Source organism: Algoriphagus sediminis (genome assembly GCF_030403435.1).
In the GTDB taxonomy this organism is placed as follows: domain Bacteria; phylum Bacteroidota; class Bacteroidia; order Cytophagales; family Cyclobacteriaceae; genus Algoriphagus; species Algoriphagus sediminis.
Genome location: NZ_JAUEPH010000003.1, coordinates 403,419 through 421,951, shown reverse-complemented (window position 1 = coordinate 421,951; position 18,533 = coordinate 403,419). Strand labels below are relative to the sequence as shown.

Genomic DNA, 18,533 nt, shown 5'->3' with positions numbered 1-18,533 from the left:
CCTATTTTAATGGGATGAAAACCCATGCCTTCAGAATCAGTTTCTTTGTTCTTACATCCCTTCCCTTTCTTTTTTCATGTAATCAGGAACCAAAAGAAGCTCTACAATCCGATCTACCTAATATCGTCTACATTTTTACCGATGATTTAGGTTATGGTGATATTGGTTGTTTTGGAGCTAATGATATCAAAACTCCGAATATTGACCGAATTGCCAGGGAGGGAATCAAGTTCACAAATTTCCTTTCTGCTTCGCCTGTTTGTAGCCCAAGTCGTGCCGGACTACTCACCGGACGTATGCCGCAGAGAATGGGCATTAACTCTGTGTTTTTCCCCGAAAGCTTTACCGGCATGGCACCTGAAGAAATTACATTTGCTGAGGTACTAAAGGAAAAGGGCTATCAAACCGCTCATGTGGGCAAATGGCATTTGGGCCACATGACCCAGTATCTCCCCTTAAATCAAGGCTTTGATTCTTACTTCGGCATACCCTATTCCAATGACATGGAATCTGTGGTTTACATGAGGGATAATGAAGTGGAGGAGTTTAATCCGGATCAAACCTACACTACCAAAGTCTACACCGAAGAATCCCTGAAGTTTCTGGATCAAACTGGTAATCAACCCTTTTTGCTTTACTTAGCCCATAACCAGCCACATGTTCCAATTTATGCTTCACCTGAATTTCAAGGTACTTCCGAAAGGGGTTTGTATGGAGACGTAATACAGGAAATCGACTGGAGTGTCGGGCAAATCCTCAATAAACTCGAGGAAAAAGGAATTCTTGAAAATACTTTGGTCATCTTCTCTTCAGATAATGGTCCTTGGCTAGTGATGGAGGATCATGGCGGTTCGGCAGGACCACTTCGAGAAGGGAAGCAGTATACTTTCGAGGGCGGTGTTCGTGTTCCGACTGTAGCTATGTGGAAGGGAAAAATAGCGCCTGGGCAAGTCTATGAGGATCCTGCCAGCCAGATGGATTGGTTTCCAACTATCTCTGCAATCGTGGGTGCGGAATTACCGACTGACCGGGAAATAGATGGAGTAGACATCAGCAATGTGCTTTTTGATAATGGAAAAAGGCAAGGAGATAAATTCCTGTACTACATGCTTAATGATTTAAGGGCTTACCAGGAGGGAGACTGGAAAATTAAACTACCTTTCAAAGGCTATGCTGGTAGTCCCGGAATGAAAGCAGTTGCTGCTCATGACACTTTACTTTTTAACTTAAAAAGCGACCCTGGAGAAACGACCAACCTTTACTCAGAAAATCCTGAAAAAGTAGCCCAAATGATGCGGGCGATGAATTTAGCAGTCAGCCAACTGGGACCCCTTCCTCCCAGCCTTGTCATTCGAACTTCACAGGACAGAAGCCATTACGAGTATCTTCAACAAAAGAGAGAAAATCAATCCCAACAATGAAATATTTACTCAGTGCCTTTATCTGCTTTTTGGTTTTTAGTCAAACCAATGGGCAGTCTGTTCCCGAGATCAAAACTTCCACTTTGGATCTCATGTCCACCTTTGATGAGGATCAAAGAACTCAAGCCATGCTTCCATTTGAAAATGAAAGCCGGGAGGATTGGTCTAATCTTCCATTAGGCCTTAAAGAGCGACAAGGACTAAGGTTTGGAGATTTTTCAGCTGAGAGCAAAGTAAAATTTCATCGGCTATTAACCACAATCTTCAGCTCCCAGGGCTATCTGAAAACCTTCGCAATCCTTCAGCTGGATGATATCCTTCACGAGATTTTTGAAATCGCATATGAAAATGGGGAAATGAACGAAAACATGATCCAGAACATTCGAAGATTGAATTGGGATTATGGAAATTACTTTTTCGCCATCTGGGGAAATCCTGAAAAAGATGATGTCTGGGGATTAAAATTTGAAGGTCATCATCTCTCTTTAAATTTGTCAGTGGCCGGGGATGAATACTCCATAACCCCACTCTTCCTTGGCTCTGACCCAGCCGAGGTAGAAGTTACCCAGTATGCCGGGCTAAGGCCGCTGAGTAAAGAAGAAGATTATGGGTTTTGGTTGATTAATGCTTTGAGCGAAGCTCAAAAAAAGAAGGCTATTCTCAGTCGAGAAGTACCTGGCGATATTCTGACGGCTCCTGGTTCAGAGCAAAGGCTGGATGACTATGTGGGGATTCCGGCTAACGAGCTCAATGAAGAGCAGGAAAAGCTTCTTCATTACATTATTGAGGAATTTTTAGGAAATCTGGAGCATGAAAAGAAAGATGAGTATTTAGCCATGTTCCATGCCATCGAAAAGGAAGATATTTATTTTGCCTGGATTGGTGGTCTGGCACCTAAAACTCCACATTACTATCAAATAAACACTCCTATTTTTCTTATTGAGTATGACAATGTGGGATTCTTGAATAATGGCAACCATATCCATGCCATCTGGAGAGAAAAAGGTAATGATTTCGGCGAGGATATTTTAAGAAAGCACAGGATGAATCATGAGCACTAGCCAAGAAAGGCCAGAGATTTTGAGCATTCAAACGGCTGAAAATTTCAAAAAATGGTACTGGCTAAAAGCTGAGCTAATAGAATACGCCAAGCAGACAGGCATCCCAGCCAATGGAAGTAAATTCGAAATCAGAGACCGAATTATTTTTAGCCTGGAGAACCCAGAAAAACCGATACCAAAAGCTAACTCAAAAAAGAAGTCCTCAAAGTTTAACTGGGCCAAAGAAAGCCTAAGCCTAGAAACGGTGATTACGGACAGTGTTTCATTTGGTCCGAACTTCAGGAACTTTATGAAGTCACAGATCGGGGTACGATTTAACTGCCATGGCGATTTTATGGATTGGGTCAAAACTAATCCCGGAAAAACCCTCGAAGATGCAATCATAGCCTGGAAGGAAATGGAGGAGTTAAAAAATAGAGGAGTCAAAAGAAGCATCCGACCACACAACATGATGAACCAATATTTCAGAGATTTCTTTGACGCGTTTCCAGATAAGACTATTCAGGATGCCAGAAAATGCTGGAGCGTCAAATCAAAAATGGAAAATAGGGACGGAAAGGTGATTTTTGAGGAAAGTGATTTGAAGCTTATTAAGGTATAAAATCCTTCAATGGCCACATTTGGTACTAAGGGATCAACAAACTACTAAGGGATAATTTTTGTTTAAATTTTTCTTAGTTTTAAACTAATCTTAATATAAATAATTGATTATCAGTTATTTATATTGATTCCATCCTTGTTTATCCTTACCCTTGTACTGAAACTAAACAAATGAAACTATGGCTATTCGATTAGGAAATAACTGTCAGAATTGTGAAAACTTAAATGGAGATAACACTTGTAAGGTACACGGGGTAGAAGTATCAAGTCATTATACCTGCGATCAATTTGAAATGAAAGCAGAGTTAAAGGATGATAGAAACTGTACTACCTGCTTGAGATACGAGCGTGAGGATTGCGCTAATCCAACCCACGCCGCACCAGGTATGATGTGCGCATCATGGGCTCCAAACCGAGCAAGTGCTTAATTGATACCTCCATATGAATTGAAGCCGATCCACTTGGATCGGCTTTTTTCTTTTCACCTCATCAAGAATTATCGTAAGGTAATCGCCATTATTTTTTCAAATACCAAAAGGGATTTCTGACTTCGTTCGAAGAGGCTATTGCGGTATATTTATTACCCGGAATCTCCAAGCTGGGAGGTTTGTGTTTTTAAAGGCCAGTCTGCTAAGCCAAATTTTACGTTCCCTAGAAATCACTATATTCAATGGGGATAAATTTTTCATATGTTTCGACTTTTCATTTTTGTTCTGATAATATTTTCGCCATTCGCAAGCTTTGGCCAAAGTCTGGATAGTCTACTCATACAGAGTTATGATGCCTACAGAGATTATGAATATGAAAAAGCCATTAAACTTGCCGAAGAGGCTATTCAACTGGCAGAGAAGGAGAATAATGCAGGGGCATTAATCCAAGCCCAATACTACAATGCCATTTCAATTCAAGAACGAGATCCAAGTCAGTCAGACCCCAAGCTGATCGAGGAAATGATTCAAACCATGGACGAGCTTGGTCTGGACCTAATCCAGGCAAGGGCACATAATTTCCTTGCCAATATGTACAAGCAATTTGGAGATATAGAGAAATCTCTGGAAAATCGCTTTGCTGCCATGGACATTTATCAGGAAATGGGAAGTCTGAGTGGTATTTCAGCAACACACTCCAGTCTGAGTTTACTATACTATGATCAACATGATTATGAACCTGCTTTTTACCATGCAAGAAAATCAGTTGAGATTGACAAGGGATTAAATGAACCTTCAGAAATCCAGGGTAGCTATAATAACCTTGCTATCATCTTCGAGCATACAGGACCAATTGATTCTGCGATTTTCTATCACAAATTGTCTTTGGCCGCAGCCAGAGAATCAAATAATCCATATTCTATTGGCCTAGCACTAAGTAACCTAGGAAACAATTATGCCAATGATAATAAATTAGACTTGGCTGAAGAGACCCTCTTAGAGGCACTTAGAATCAGAGATTCTCTTGGATATTCCAGAGGACTAGCCTATACGCATAATCGATTAGCCAACCTATACCAGCGAACCAATGAACTTGCGAAAGCAAGATTTCATGCCGAGAAATCTCTGGAAAACGCCGAAAAGGCTGGTGAAGTTAAAGTGCTTCGCATGGCATACGAGAGGCTCATGGAGGTTGCTGAAAAAACCGGGGACTACCGGGCCGAATTGGATTATTTGAAAAAAGCTACCGCATTAAAAGATAGTATTATCAATGAATCCAACACTAGGGAGCTTACCCAAACCGTGATGAATTACGAGTTTGAGAAGAAGCAAATGCTGGATAGTATTCAAAATGAACAAGCTCGTATCGAACAGGAGTTGGTATTTAATGAAAGACTTACTAAAGAGCGAAATAAGCAGATCATATTCGTGATTTCAGGACTCCTATTTCTAGTGGTCGCCATTGGTTTTTATCGTCGTTCTCAATACATCAAAAAGTCCTCCGAGATAATAGCGAAAGAAAAAGAGCGATCGGATGAACTTCTCTTAAACATTCTCCCGGCCTCAGTGGCAGAAGAACTTAAAGCAAACGGCCATGCCGAAGCCAAGCAGTTTGAGCAGGTAAGTGTAATTTTTACTGATTTTGCTGGCTTTACAAAAAAAGCCGCAGCCTTGACGGCAAATGAATTGGTGAAAGAATTGAATATCTGTTTCAAAGCTTTTGACTCGATTATCGAAGAATACAAGCTGGAAAAAATCAAAACCATTGGGGATGCCTATATGGCAGCAGGCGGTCTGAATTCAGAATCTACGGTGTCCAATGTAGTTTTGGCTGCCTTAAAAATGAAGGCATTCATCAACGAAAGAAATGCAAATCCCCAAACCAAAACAGAGGTAAAATTTGATATGCGATGTGGGATAAATACAGGCCCTGTGGTAGCAGGAATCGTAGGCATCAAAAAATTCCAATACGACATCTGGGGTGACACAGTGAATGTGGCTCAAAGAATGGAAACGGCCTGTGAAATCAATAGAATCAACATCTCCGAAACCACTTACGGAGAAGTGAAAGACAACCCTCGCTTCAAATTCGAATACCGAGGTGAGGTTGAAGTAAAAGGTAAGGGTCTATTACCCATGTGGTATGTGGAGGAGGCTTGAGTGTTATTTCTTTGTATTAAAGCCAAAATAGTGTGAGTGAGAACACTCACCCAGCCGATAGGTTTTTAAATTACGCCACGGATTTTGTCTCCAAAAACCATTTTTACCTCTTACAGCCCTGAGGAGCAAAATTCCCTAACCCCATACTCTCAGGAAGCGATTCCTTTTCTCAATTACCATACGGGAAGGATTTCATTTTTTCGCAATAAATTCAAAAATACTCTTGCAATAAACCTTAGTTTTCATCACATTAACGAAAGAATTAAATACTTACCCAACGATTAAATGATGAAATACACTTTTTGCCCCCCCAAGTACAAAAAACTAGCTAAATCCAGTTTAATTGTACTTTATACCATGGTTTTATTTTTATCTTCTTGTATAGACGAACCTGATAATCCTCAAATTCCTGGGGTTGAAACCTCTCAAATTGCTGCTGTTCGTGATTGGTTTGAAACCAATAAAACCAAACTGCGATTACCAGAAAGAGGATCAAATTTTCGAACTGAATCACAGGAACTCATCCTTCCTTTTTTTGAAAAAGAACCCGACTGGGATAAGTTTCATCATTATTATTTTCCTGATGGAAGAGAGGTGTTTGAGACGAGTCTTGAAAATGCTACCAAGTATTATCCAAGTGAAATGTCAGAAATCTTTGTAGGTGAAAACCCTGCTGATTTCATGATTCAAAACATCATGTTCGTCCGCCATGAGACCTTGGATCAATTTAATGTGGTAATTGCAAGATATTATCCTGGTGATAACGAATCTAAAGCCAACTTTGATGAAATCAGCTATAATGCAATACCTGTTCTCTGGAATGGAAAATTAGAGCTTTTCACGTATGACGAGCGCTTCTTTGTGGGGTTTCAGTTTGAAGACGGTAAGATTGAGTTTAGTTATACCAGAGCAGTCTACGAAGGAGACAAGAAACATAGTCAGGAGGCAATGGACGTAAGATGTGTGACTAATTATTACCCTGTCGGCTATCAAGTCTGTGTTGGAGAGAACTGCCACAAGGTAATCGAACGTTATGTATCAGAAGAAAATTGTTTTGGGTCAGATGGAGGAAGTCCTAGCTATGTATATTCTGGAAGTGGTAGTGGCTCTGGGGTTCGTGATCCGGCTACAGACGGTGGTGGTTCTACCTGTAGTAGTTGCTATGATCCGCCTGAATTGCCAGAGCCAAAACTGACCATTTCATTGGATAAATCGATAAAGGAAAATGCAAGAGCCCGCTGTATCGTTAGTAAATTAGCACTTTCGTCTTTTGTAAATGAAATGGCGGAATTTACGGATGCAGAAGGAGCTACTAGCAATTCTATCTTAAAGCTGGCCAGCCTACCTTCAGATATAAACGGACAAGTTGAAAATATTAATGGAATACATCAAATCTCTATTAATTCTGGTATTTTAAACAGGCCTGATCTTTTAATCGCTAGAACCATTTTACATGAAATGGTACATGCTGAGATTTATCGGGCGCTCAAGTCGAATGGAATCACTCCCCTAGATGATGATTTTGCTTATAACTTTGATTCATATGTTTTTTTGAGGACTAGAGGCGATTCTGGACCTCAACATCATGCATATATGGCAGAACAACTTCTAGGAAAAATGGGAGCGGCATTAATGGAAATTCACAAAACCCAGTTTCCTGAGGATTATCAAAAGTTCAACCAGTACATGAACTATACCAAGGGAATTCCTTTAGATTTCTATAAGAATCTTTTCTGGGAGGGTTTGGAGGGTACCAAGGCTTTTGACATCATGTCTCAGATGCCAGGAACCACAATGGGTAAGTCTCCATTTGAGAACTATAAGGAGGATATTGGGAATGCCAAAAATTTAATGACTAAACCATGTGGAAATTAATTCTTTTTACTTCTATACTCGCCGGGCAGTTTTCTCATGTAAACCAACGAAAAATACTCTTCGTTGTCATAGACGATTGTGAGAAGTGGGATAGAGGGAGCTACAGGCCAGGTACAAGTCATTTTTCTTATACCAGAAAAGGAAGAGAGTTTCCACTTATTTCATTCGGTCATGCTTGGATAGATGAAGCTGATCAACTAACGACGGACAGATCGACATATTCTGATATTCTTAAGTCAGATTACGTATTTACATCTGATTTAAGTCTTGATGAATGGTACGAATTAGGCAACGATCCCGATCGAAGGATTTTTCTTCTTCCGCCCGAGGATTACTGCTCGGCTAAGCGTTTCGTGTATAATTATCAGTTTACAGTTTATGAGGTTAGGGTGCATGTAAGTGCTTCTGGAAATGACTTGGCACCTTTAGAAATCCCAATTGCCCCAATCCCTGCTGTGGACACTTTACGAAGAAAAAAGAATAACTAATAAGTCATTATCCTAAGCTTCAATCGGGATAGGACCTAAATCTAGACAACTCTTACTCCATAGTCCCAGAGGGACTCAGACTTGGTAGCTCTTGGCCTACCTGAAAACCATTTGTGCGATAGGCACAAACCTACATTGTTCCAAAAAAAAGATAAATTTTTGAATTTAACTTGCGAGAAACCTTAGTTTTCATCACATTAACGAAAGAATTAAATACTTACCCAACGATTAAATGATGAAATACAATTTTTGCCCCCCCCAAGTACAAAAAACTAGCTAAATCCAGTTTAATTGTACTTTTTACCATGGTTTTATTTTTACCTTCTTGTATAGAAGAACCTGATCATCCTCAAATTCCTGAGGTTGAAACCTCTCAAATCGCAGCTGTTCGAGATTGGTTTGAAACCAATAAAACCCGACTTCGATTACCTGAAAGAGGATCGAATTTCCGAACAGAATCACAGGAACTCATCCTTCCTTTTTTTGAAAAAGAACCCGACTGGGATAAGTTTCATCATTATTATTTTCCTGATGGCCGGGAAGTGTTTGAGACGAGTCTTGAAAATGCGACCAAGTATTTTCCAAGTGAAATGTCAGAAATCTTTGTAGGTGAAAACCCTGCTGATTTCATGATTCAAAACATCATGTTCGTTCGCCATGAGACCTTGGATCAATTTAATGTGGTAATTGCAAGATATTATCCTGGTGATGACGAATCTAAAGCCAACTTTGATGACATAAGCTATAATGGAATCCCAGTACTCTGGAATGGGAAATTAGAAATTTTCACCTATGACGAGCGGTTCTTTGTGGGTTTTGAAGTTGTGAACGGTCAAATTGAAAACAGTTATTCCAGAAAAATCCAACAAGGTGACAAAAGGAAAAGTCAAGCTGGAATGGATGTACGATGTACGACAAATTACATTCCTGTTTATTACACTCAATGTGTATCCCAAAAAGATTTTGAAACATATTGCTCCCAGGAAATAGACTATTATGTCGAAGAATCGAATTGTTTCGGCTCAGATGGTGGAAGACCAAGCTACACTTATATAAATGAAGGTGGTGGATCAGGGGATCGAGATCCAGCCACAGATGGAGGAGGGGTAGATAGCGTTCCGAGAGATAAGCCGACTCTGGATCCTCCAACAATCCCGGCACCCAAAACCATAATCAACCAACTCACAAACCAATGCGCTGCAGACATATTTAAAGACCTCTCAAAAGGAAGCGCAGGACTGACCGATCTTACAGGATTAGGCTCTTTGGACATTTTTCCGGGTATGCTTGATTTATTTGAGCAAAGTGGGAAGTTTGATTATCGGATTCAAAATAGCAATAATACAGGAGGAGCGAACGGGTTCACAAAACGTGTGAATGGAATCAACGTGATAACTTTAAATAATGACTATCTCAAAAATGCAACCTCTCTTAGTATTTCCAGAACAATCATTCATGAAACGGTTCATGCGTATCTATTAGAAAACACCTATGATATGCACTTAAGGACAGACTATAATACATTTGAGCTGATGGTAAGATATCTGGAAAAATATGAAGAAGATTGGAATGATACTCATCATGCGGCCATGAGCGATTTCATTCTAGGTATGGCAGTATCTCTCTACAATTGGGATAAAAACTTTGGACCTTCTGGAGGAAGTTTGCCTTTTGACTATTATTACAAAATGTCGTTTGGTGGATTATTAAATCCAAACAAGACGCAGCTTATAGATGAGGCAAAGCCATTCATTCCAGCTGGTAGCAGCTGGAATGAAATCAATCAGATTTTAAACAATGAGAAAAATGGAAGCAATAAAGCAAATGGGACGAAATGCAATTAGTGGGTTTGTTTTACTCATGCTTTTTGGATCACTATTGGTTTGTGAAGCACAACAAAAAAATAAACTGACAAAAGAACAATATCAAGTCATCGAAGGAGCTTTCAAAAATTCCGGTAAGGATCAAACTCTCATCTTCTTTCAGACAATCGATTACAAGTCATGGGTCCATTTGCTGTATGGTGACTACTATAGACAGGAAGGAGGCATTGCTCTTTGCTCCTTTGAAGTCCCCGGATTGGAACGAGCGATAGACCAGTTGATCAATCATGTAATGAATATTCAGGTAAAAGAATTTGAACCTAAAAAACTAGGAAAAAGATTTGTGTTGATCAAAAATTTGAAAGATCAACCTTATTTGTCCATAACTGAGCCAATTATAATTGGAGAATACTCCTTTTTGTTGTTTAAGTATCCTAATTCTGAGAGCCTTCGGGTACAAAAGAAGAATAAGGAAGGAGAGTGGGTATATGAATGTTCTGTTCCTCTCTATTCAGTATTTGTAGATTAACTAGTTTACAAGCCATCTTTACCATTAAGATGGCTTTTTGTTAATAATGATCAAGCTAATTATATCCAATAAAAAGAGTAAGAAAATCATCATAGGTGACTTTGTTCTAGACATGGCTGTTTTGCTCTGCAATTGGGATAAAAACTATGGTCCAACAAGGGGTGGACTTAGCTTTGATTATTACTATAGTATGGCTTTTGCTGGACTTGTTAAAAGAGATAATCCATCCCAACCTATGGACGAGGTAGTAGAATTCATTCCAGAGGGTACTACTTGGTCAGAAATTAATCAAATTATTGTAAGGGAAATCAACGGTAGTAACAAAGCAAATGGTACAAAGTGTAATTAATTTTAAAGCGATAACAGTTTCTCTTTTCTCAGCAATTGTGTTTTGTTTGTTCTTCTTCCAGAATCCATTGACTGTAGATGAAGAGCAAATCCAAATTATCCAGAATATCTACAGTGAAGCAAAAGAAGAAAATATTCTTCTGAATCGCCATACTATCAAATATGAACCTTGGATGGACCAACTATGGGACGAGGAGAATTTAACAGCTGCAGGAATAGGATTATGCTCATTCAATGATTCTAATTTCAGGCAAGCCTATAATTCACTTCAATTCAGTTTAAAAAGCCTTGAAAAAAAACAAATTTTACAAAAAACCATCGGTGATAAAATTAGGGTTGTGAAAAAAGAAAAAAATGTAAGGTTCATTAGCGAAGCTATTTTTATTGACAATTATGCTTTCAGTTTTGTCAGAATTGCCGGTGAAAAGAGTGTTCATATTCAAATGAAAAAGGAAAATGGAAAATGGGCATATAAATGTGGAATGCCACTTGAGTTTACATTGAATTGATCTTATTTGGCATTCTTGAGTCGCATGCAACGATAAGACATTTTGAACTGTCAATGATAGTAGCCCTCCATAATTAGGAGACAAAATCCTGGACTGCCCTTAACGAGCAGACTAAAAAAAGAATAAATTTAAATATTGGGAAATATTTATTGGAAGGAGATCGAAGATGCGAATAATGATATTTTTCTGCTTTTGGTTTTATCAAAAAGACCCTAAGCCCAATGTGTACTTAAGGTTTGATGGTTTTGATAGTTCAAAAATTGAAGAGATCGACTATCATCTTTTCAAATATGAAAAAGGAAAAATAGATACTCTAAAATCTATTACCGAAATCGAGTTTGTCTCGGTATATGAATTTAATGCTCTTGAAGCTTCGATTTAGAAAGAGAGGAAAGAAAAGATGCCTGAATTACCACCGATTATAGAAGGTTATGAACACCCCTATTTCAATTTATTTGTGATTAAGAAAAGTGGTTCAAATTATCTTCGAATCCAAGTTATACATCTGGGAGCTGCACATGAGTTTTAGAATTTCTAAAGACATAATTTGACCTATCCAAAAAGAAGCTATAACAGAGTTTAGGACTTTAATTTCGAGAACAACTCACCATTCTCAGAAAAAAACAAAGTAAAATCGGAAAACTCAAGCCTTTCGGTTTGGGTTTTTTGGTTAATATGCAATCGTGTCTCTGGCACTCTTAACCATTTTCAATTTCATCCTTACCTAGTTTCGGTCCTTCTGGGACCTTTTCTACTTGATTATAAGTCCCATAGGGACTCAAGCTTGGTTACGCAAGTCTACACAAAACGCATGTGCCGTAGGTACAATACTTTTAGGAGCAGAAGTCAACATTATCGGGAGGGCAGTAGGCTTTTTACGTCATTGCGATGAGCAAAGCGAAGAAGCAATCTAATTCTTCAAAAGATTGCCTGCACGACAGTCAGCCGGTACTTTCGGAAAACCTTGGCGTGCCACACCTTCATCCTAAAGCCTCTCCATAATCTTAATCAAAACCCAACCCAAAATAATCTCCATAAATCCCTATCTTCTGGCTTAATTTTCAAGGCCTAGATGAAAAGACTTCTACTTCTTTCAGGTATTTGCAGCATGCTGATCGCATGTGAAGCCCCTGAAGAAGAATCTCTCAAAAGACCCAATATTCTGCTAATCGTAGCCGATGATCTAGGCTATGCAGATTTGGGGAGTTATGGAGGAGATATAGACACCCCTAATCTGGATCAGCTCGCTAGTCAGGGGCTACGATTTAGCAGGTTTCATGCATCCCCTTATTGTGCTGTGAGCCGTTCCATGTTCCTGACGGGTAATGATAATCATATCGCCGGAATGGGTGTTCAGGGAAGAATCCAAGAATTAACGGGTTATGAAGGATACCTCACCGACAGGATAGTGACTGTTCCTGAATTACTCCAATCCGCAGGATACCATACCTATATGGCAGGGAAATGGCATCTGGGTCGTGAGCCAGAGCATCATCCGGGCGAAAAAGGCTTTGAGAAATATTTCATGACTTCAGAAGGTGGGGCTAATCATTACAATAACCTCGGTATTCTACCTCAAGCACCCAATTCTAAGTACTTCGAAAACGGAAAGGAAGTGGAGTGGCCGGAAGATGCTTACTCTACTGATTTTTACACGGATAAATTGATCGAATACATCGATTCCAATCTTGAGGATGATAAACCATTTTTCACTTTCGCTGCCTACACCTCTCCCCACTGGCCCCTTCAGGTGGATGAAGAGTACTGGAAAAAGTACAAAGGGCGATACGATGAAGGTTATGAAGCATTGCGACAGCAGAGACTTGAATCCTTGAAGAAAGCTGGCATGATCCCAGAAAATGCCATTTTGCCTGAAATGAATTCAAGGGTAAAACCCTGGGAGGAGCTTTCTCCGGAGGAGCAAAAAAAAGAAGCTCGGAAAATGGAGCTCTATGCCGGAATGGTAGACAATCTGGATTATAATGTGGGGCGATTGCTTGATTATCTGAAAGAGAAGGGTAAATATGAAAATACACTGATCGTATTTATGGCGGATAATGGTGCTGCTGCTGAGGATTTCTACTATCGTAAAGGATTTATGGAGCTTCTCAGAAAACACTTCACCGATGAATATGAGGATATGGGCAAGCCAAATTCCTTTATTTCCTATGGCCCCCAATGGGCGGAAGCAGGTAGTTCACCTTTTAGATATTTCAAGGGATATACCACGGAGGGAGGGATGAATGTTCCCATGATCATAGCAGGACCGGGAGTAGCAGGTTCAGGGAGTATCCAGGATACTTTTTGTACACTTCTCGATCTGGCACCAACATTCTATGAAGTAGCTGGAGTGGAATATCCCAAAGAATGGAAAGGCAACAGTCCAAAGCCCCTGCTGGGTGAATCGCTCATTCCCATGCTTTCTGGAAATGTTAGTCAAGTACACCATGAGAACTACGTTTTCGGGATGGAACATGCAGGACAGGCTATGCTGAGAAAAGGAAACTGGAAAATCCTAAACCATGAGCGCCCCTTTGACAAATCGAATTTCGAATTATTCGACTTATCGAAGGATATTGCCGAGCAAAATGACCTGAGAAAGGAATTTCCTGAAAAGTATCAAGAAATGCTTCTCGAGTGGGAAAAATGGTCTGAACAGGTGGGAGTTGTTCTTCCCCTTCCTAACTCTTCCGAGGAAGACTAAGTAGATTATATGAGCCGATCATCTGAGAAAGAACTCAAAAAAGACCTGGGAATTTGGGATGTAATCACAAACGTCCTGAGCATCTCCATAGGAAGTGGAATCTTCCTTCTACCAGCCTTAGTTTATGTAATTCTGGGTCATGGAAGTATCCTGGCATATATCGCCTGTGGATTGATATTTCTATCGCTTGGACTCTGCTTCGGGGAAGTCAGTAGCCGAATTGACGATACGGGTGGAGTTTATGTTTATATCGAGCGAGCATTCGGGCCAGTGGCAGGATTCGTTGCTAATATTTTGTACTGGTTCGGGGTGAGTGCACTTGCCTGTGCAGCCCTGCTTAATGCTATGGCTGATATTGCCTCCACAGCATTTCCGGCATTTGAAGAGTTTGGCCCTCGATTCATTTTATTCACTTTGGTGCTGGGAGTGATTACCTTTTTAAGCATTCGAGGAATCAAAAATGGAATGACCCTTATTAAGATTCTTACCGGGATAAAGGTTTTTGCTATTCTGGCTTTGCTGGTTTTTGGTATTAGCTCCATTCAAATAGAGAATATTTCCTGGCAGGGGTTTCCTGAATTTCCTAAAATCGGTGAGGCTTCACTTTTACTCATTTTTGCCTTTCTGGGAGGTGAACTTTCTTTGGTTTCTACCGGAGAAATGAAAAACCCAAAACGCACAGCCCCCTTGGGTTTTGTTCTTGGCATTATCGGGGTGATTTTCATTTTCTGCTGTTTGCATCTGGTGGTACAGGGAGTCCTAGGTGATCAGCTGATTGAAAATCAGGAAGCCCCTTTGGCCGAACTGGCCAAAAATATAGCGGGAGAATCCGCCTTCTTTCTGCTTCTTACCGTTTCCTTTATCGCCGTCTGGAGTACATTTAGCTCCATTTTCGTCATGAAGACCCGAGTACTTTATGCTGGGTCAGCAGATGGTCTTACTCCTTCAGTTTTCAGCAGCATCCACCCAAAATTTAAAACCCCGGTAGTGGCCATCGTATTTCTTGCCATTCTGGACTTGATTTTGGCAGCTTCTGGTAGCTTTAGGTTTCTTTTGGTCTTGGTTACCGTTGCTTCCATTTTGATGTATCTCGGAGTGATTCTGGCCTTTTTCAAATTCCGACTGATTCGAAAAAACGAAGACCAAAATCTATTCAAAGTTCCTCTAGGCTATATCGTCGGAACTTTCGCCTTTGTCTCTCTGATCTGGATTCTTTTTCAATCCAGTTCGAAAGAACTCTGGGCATCACTAATTTTCATCCTATCCTTGACCCTGCTTTATTTCATCAGGAAGTTCGTCCGGAAAAGGATATCTTAAGCTTACCAAACCATCAATTAATTATGAAAAAGACATATCTACTTCTCATTTTTTGCCTTGGGCTACTCGCCCAAAGCCAGGCACAGGAAAAGACAAATATGGAGCTGAAGGATCTCTTCGATCTGGAAATGGTTTCCGATCCACAGATTTCTCCGGATGGCTCCAAAATCGTGTACGTTCGAATGTTTAAAGACATCATGACAGACAGAGACTATGGCAATCTCTGGATTGTGAATAGTGACGGCACCCAAAACCGTCCACTCACTCAAGGCAATCAGAGAGACTATGCTCCCAGATGGTCAAATGATGGCAGTAAGCTGGCCTATCTTTCCAACCAACAAGACGATAAAACCAAGCTCTTTGTCCATCATTTTGACATGAATGCGGATATTGCTTTGACCAATTCAGCTACCCCTCCTTCGGCAGTTTCATGGTCACCAGATGATACCCAATTGGCTTTTACCCAGTTTGTAAAAGGAACTCCTTCAAACAAGCTAAACATCCCCTCCAAGCCGGCAGGAGCCGATTGGAACGATGCACCGATATACATTGATCGTTTGAACTATCGTGGAGATGGAGCTGGCTATTTACCGGTAGGAAACAGGCATATTTTTACCATTGGACTTTCCGGAGGTACAGCCAGACAGCGAACTTTCGACGACCAAAATTATGGTTCTCCAATTTGGTCTACCGATGGTCAGTCACTATTCTTCTCAGCAAATCTCCACGAGGATAATGAGCTAAATCCAGCTAACTCTGAAATCTATCAATTGGATCTTAATGATGGCTCGGTAACTGCTTTGACCGACAGGTTCGGCCCTGATTCTAACCCCACCCTTTCACCAGATGGAAGCATGATCGCCTACACGGGATATGATGACACGTTTCAGGGCTACACGGTAACCAGGCTTTATGTCATGAATTCTGATGGTTCAGGCATGAAAAATCTCACTGAAGAGCTAGATCGAAGTGTGGGAAATCCGCAATGGGAATCCAGTGGGAAAGCAATCTATTTTCAGTATGATGACCAGGGAGACACCAAAGTGGGTCATGTGACCCTTAATGGCAAAACAAAGACGGTGGTGGAAGGTCTAGGAGGATTGGACCTGGGGAGACCTTATAATGCAGGTACCTTTACCATGGCAGAAAATGGAAATATCGCTTACACTCTGGGAGGAGGAGATCATCCAGCGGATTTGGCGGCATTTGTAAATGGAAATACTACCCGAATCACTAACCTAAATGAAGATGTTTTCTCTTATCGGAACATTGGTTCTGTAGAGGAGCTTTGGTGGAAATCTTCCTATGACGATCGGGATATTCAGGGTTGGATCGTTACTCCTCCGAATTTTGACCCAAATAAAAAATATCCATTTATCCTTGAGATTCATGGGGGACCATTTGCCATGTACGGGCCATCCTTCTCTTATGAAATTCAGGCTTATGCGTCTGCCGGTTACGTGGTGCTTTACACCAATCCAAGGGGAAGCACCGGATATGGACAGGAGTTTGGGAACCTTATTCATCATGACTATCCAAATCATGATTATGAGGACCTCATGTCGGGTGTGGATGCGGTAATCGCCAAAGGCTATGTGGATGAGGAAAATCTTTTTGTTACCGGTGGTTCCGGAGGTGGAGTCCTGACCGCATGGATCGTGGGAAAGACAGATCGATTTAAGGCTGCGGTGGTCGCCAAGCCAGTGATCAACTGGACGAGTTTTGTACTTCATGCCGATGGAGCGGCCTTCTTTTCAAAGTATTGGTTTGGGGCAAAGCCTTGGGAGGATATAGAAAACTATTGGAGAAGATCTCCACTTTCTCTGGTGGGAAATGTTACTACTCCAACCATGCTTTTGACTGGTGAAAAAGACTTTCGAACGCCAATATCTGAATCAGAGCAATATTACACAGCACTCAAGCTGGAAGGAGTAGAAGCGGCGATGGTTCGAATACCCAATGCCTCTCATGGCTTGGTCAATCGCCCAAGCATGCTAATGAGTAAATCTGCTTCGATTTTGAGCTGGTTTAATTATTATCGGGACAAAGAATGAGATACCTTCTTTGGGTTTTCCTCACACTAGCTCCTGTTTTCTGCTTTGCACAAGAATCTGAAGAGTCTCAGATTCTTGCGCAGAGGGAGAAATCTAATGCCGCTTTAAGAGAATTTAATGAGGATTTAAATGCTACTTTCCTGACTGATGATGTATTGATTTCAACAGGTGCAGGGACTTTAATCTCTGGTAAAAAGGCACTTCAGGATTATATAAAAAGAGATTCTGGCCCTAAAATGTATTGGGTTCGGACCCCAGATGAGGTCCTTGTCAATTCCGAAACCCAACTGGCTTGGGAAACTGGAACCTGGAAAGGATATGTAGAGGGATCAGAAGATTCTGTCGTGGGAGGAAAATACTCTGCTCAGTGGACCAAAGCTTCTGGCAAGTGGTTAATTCAATCCCAATTGTTCGTGACTTTACCAGAAAATAGATGATTTCACTTTTTAGAAAAATCCGCCAAAAGCTCCTAAAGGAAAACCGAATCACTCAGTATTTGGCCTATGCGATTGGTGAAATATTTTTGGTGGTAATCGGAATTTTGATAGCACTACAAATCAATACATGGAACCAACAACGAATTGAAAATGATGAAGAATTGGAAATACTTTTTGGGTTAAAGGAAGAATTTGAAAATAATCTGGAGGAAATAAACTTCAGTATCATCATTAACTCAAAAGTAACTGAGGACTGCTTACAACTCACCCAATTAATTCGATCTAATTCAATAGAAAATAATCCAGAACTTGTAGATGAACTATTGGTGAGGGTGGGTACATTTAATTCTTTTGATGCCCAAACAGGAGTCGCAAGCGAAATTGTCAATTCAGGGAAATTAAACCTTCTGAGAAATGATGCCCTACGCACTCAAATAGTAAACTGGCTGACGCTCTTAGTTGATCAGGAGGAGGATATTCTTTTTAGATCAGACAACTATACCATGAATTTAATGCCATTTCTAATGGAGCGCTTTCCATTGGCCAATGGTGAGCTCACGAAAAAACTCCCCTATGACAAAAAAGACTATCTTAAAACCTACCCAGAGAAATCCCCTTTCAAGACCCAGCTAGTTGAGGCGGATTATTTAGAATTTGAGAATCAAATCTGGCACCACAAGCATAACAATGATTACGTTTCAGTCAATGAATTGAACATTAAAGATTTTATCAACATCACGCTCAAAATGATTGAGGGTGAATTGAATAGAAAAAAATAA

The 18,533-nt window shown here is 40.4% G+C and carries 17 protein-coding genes; all 17 read left to right on the top strand.

Going from position 1 to position 18,533, the window contains the following annotated elements:
- Positions 1-14: 14 nt before the first annotated feature.
- The 17 genes from QVH07_RS08240 to QVH07_RS08160 all read left to right on the top strand — a co-directional run bounded on the left by QVH07_RS08240 (position 15) and on the right by QVH07_RS08160 (position 18,533).
- On the top strand, positions 15-1,421 hold the full coding sequence (locus tag QVH07_RS08240; RefSeq protein ID WP_289999687.1) for a sulfatase family protein: 1,407 nt from the start codon (positions 15-17) through the stop codon (positions 1,419-1,421).
- A complete protein-coding gene (locus QVH07_RS08235; protein WP_289999686.1) occupies positions 1,418-2,482 on the top strand; it encodes a DUF3500 domain-containing protein in 1,065 nt (354 codons plus the stop codon). The genes QVH07_RS08240 and QVH07_RS08235 overlap by 4 nt, the downstream gene beginning before the upstream one ends.
- Entirely contained in the window at positions 2,472-3,083 is a 612-nt protein-coding gene (locus QVH07_RS08230) for a DUF6434 domain-containing protein (protein WP_289999685.1), read from the top strand. Before QVH07_RS08235 ends, QVH07_RS08230 begins: the two co-directional genes overlap by 11 nt.
- A gap of 178 nt (positions 3,084-3,261) precedes the next feature.
- Entirely contained in the window at positions 3,262-3,510 is a 249-nt protein-coding gene (locus QVH07_RS08225; protein ID WP_289999684.1) for a hypothetical protein, read from the top strand.
- A 261-nt stretch (positions 3,511-3,771) separates the two neighbouring features.
- The gene (locus QVH07_RS08220) at positions 3,772-5,670 is read left to right on the top strand and encodes an adenylate/guanylate cyclase domain-containing protein (protein ID WP_289999683.1); all 1,899 of its coding nucleotides are present in this window, start codon (positions 3,772-3,774) and stop codon (positions 5,668-5,670) included.
- A 357-nt stretch (positions 5,671-6,027) separates the two neighbouring features.
- The gene (locus tag QVH07_RS08215) at positions 6,028-7,545 is read left to right on the top strand and encodes a hypothetical protein (RefSeq protein WP_289999682.1); all 1,518 of its coding nucleotides are present in this window, start codon (positions 6,028-6,030) and stop codon (positions 7,543-7,545) included.
- Entirely contained in the window at positions 7,533-8,033 is a 501-nt protein-coding gene (locus tag QVH07_RS08210) for a hypothetical protein (RefSeq protein WP_289999681.1), read from the top strand. Before QVH07_RS08215 ends, QVH07_RS08210 begins: the two co-directional genes overlap by 13 nt.
- A 305-nt stretch (positions 8,034-8,338) precedes the next feature.
- The gene (locus QVH07_RS08205) at positions 8,339-9,877 is read left to right on the top strand and encodes a hypothetical protein (protein ID WP_289999680.1); all 1,539 of its coding nucleotides are present in this window, start codon (positions 8,339-8,341) and stop codon (positions 9,875-9,877) included.
- Complete coding sequence (locus QVH07_RS08200; RefSeq protein ID WP_289999679.1) at positions 9,840-10,385, top strand: hypothetical protein; 546 nt, start codon at positions 9,840-9,842, stop codon at positions 10,383-10,385. Before QVH07_RS08205 ends, QVH07_RS08200 begins: the two co-directional genes overlap by 38 nt.
- A 46-nt stretch (positions 10,386-10,431) precedes the next feature.
- A complete protein-coding gene (locus QVH07_RS08195; protein WP_289999678.1) occupies positions 10,432-10,734 on the top strand; it encodes a hypothetical protein in 303 nt (100 codons plus the stop codon).
- Positions 10,715-11,242: a hypothetical protein gene (locus QVH07_RS08190; RefSeq protein WP_289999677.1), complete on the top strand. Its 528-nt coding sequence runs from the start codon at positions 10,715-10,717 to the stop codon at positions 11,240-11,242. Before QVH07_RS08195 ends, QVH07_RS08190 begins: the two co-directional genes overlap by 20 nt.
- 175 nt (positions 11,243-11,417) lie before the next feature.
- Positions 11,418-11,624, top strand: coding sequence for a hypothetical protein (locus QVH07_RS08185; protein WP_289999676.1), 207 nt, complete (start codon positions 11,418-11,420; stop codon positions 11,622-11,624).
- 690 nt (positions 11,625-12,314) lie between these two features.
- Positions 12,315-13,946 carry an arylsulfatase gene (locus QVH07_RS08180; RefSeq protein ID WP_289999675.1) on the top strand — a complete coding sequence of 544 codons (1,632 nt, stop codon included), beginning with the start codon at positions 12,315-12,317 and terminating at the stop codon, positions 13,944-13,946.
- Between the two features lie 9 nt (positions 13,947-13,955).
- The gene (locus tag QVH07_RS08175) at positions 13,956-15,263 is read left to right on the top strand and encodes an APC family permease (protein WP_289999674.1); all 1,308 of its coding nucleotides are present in this window, start codon (positions 13,956-13,958) and stop codon (positions 15,261-15,263) included.
- A 23-nt stretch (positions 15,264-15,286) separates the two neighbouring features.
- Complete coding sequence (locus tag QVH07_RS08170) at positions 15,287-17,317, top strand: S9 family peptidase (RefSeq protein WP_289999673.1); 2,031 nt, start codon at positions 15,287-15,289, stop codon at positions 17,315-17,317.
- Positions 17,314-17,754, top strand: a complete 441-nt coding sequence (locus QVH07_RS08165) for a YybH family protein (RefSeq protein WP_289999672.1) — start codon at positions 17,314-17,316, stop codon at positions 17,752-17,754. The genes QVH07_RS08170 and QVH07_RS08165 overlap by 4 nt, the downstream gene beginning before the upstream one ends.
- Complete coding sequence (locus QVH07_RS08160) at positions 17,751-18,533, top strand: DUF6090 family protein (protein ID WP_289999671.1); 783 nt, start codon at positions 17,751-17,753, stop codon at positions 18,531-18,533. The genes QVH07_RS08165 and QVH07_RS08160 overlap by 4 nt, the downstream gene beginning before the upstream one ends.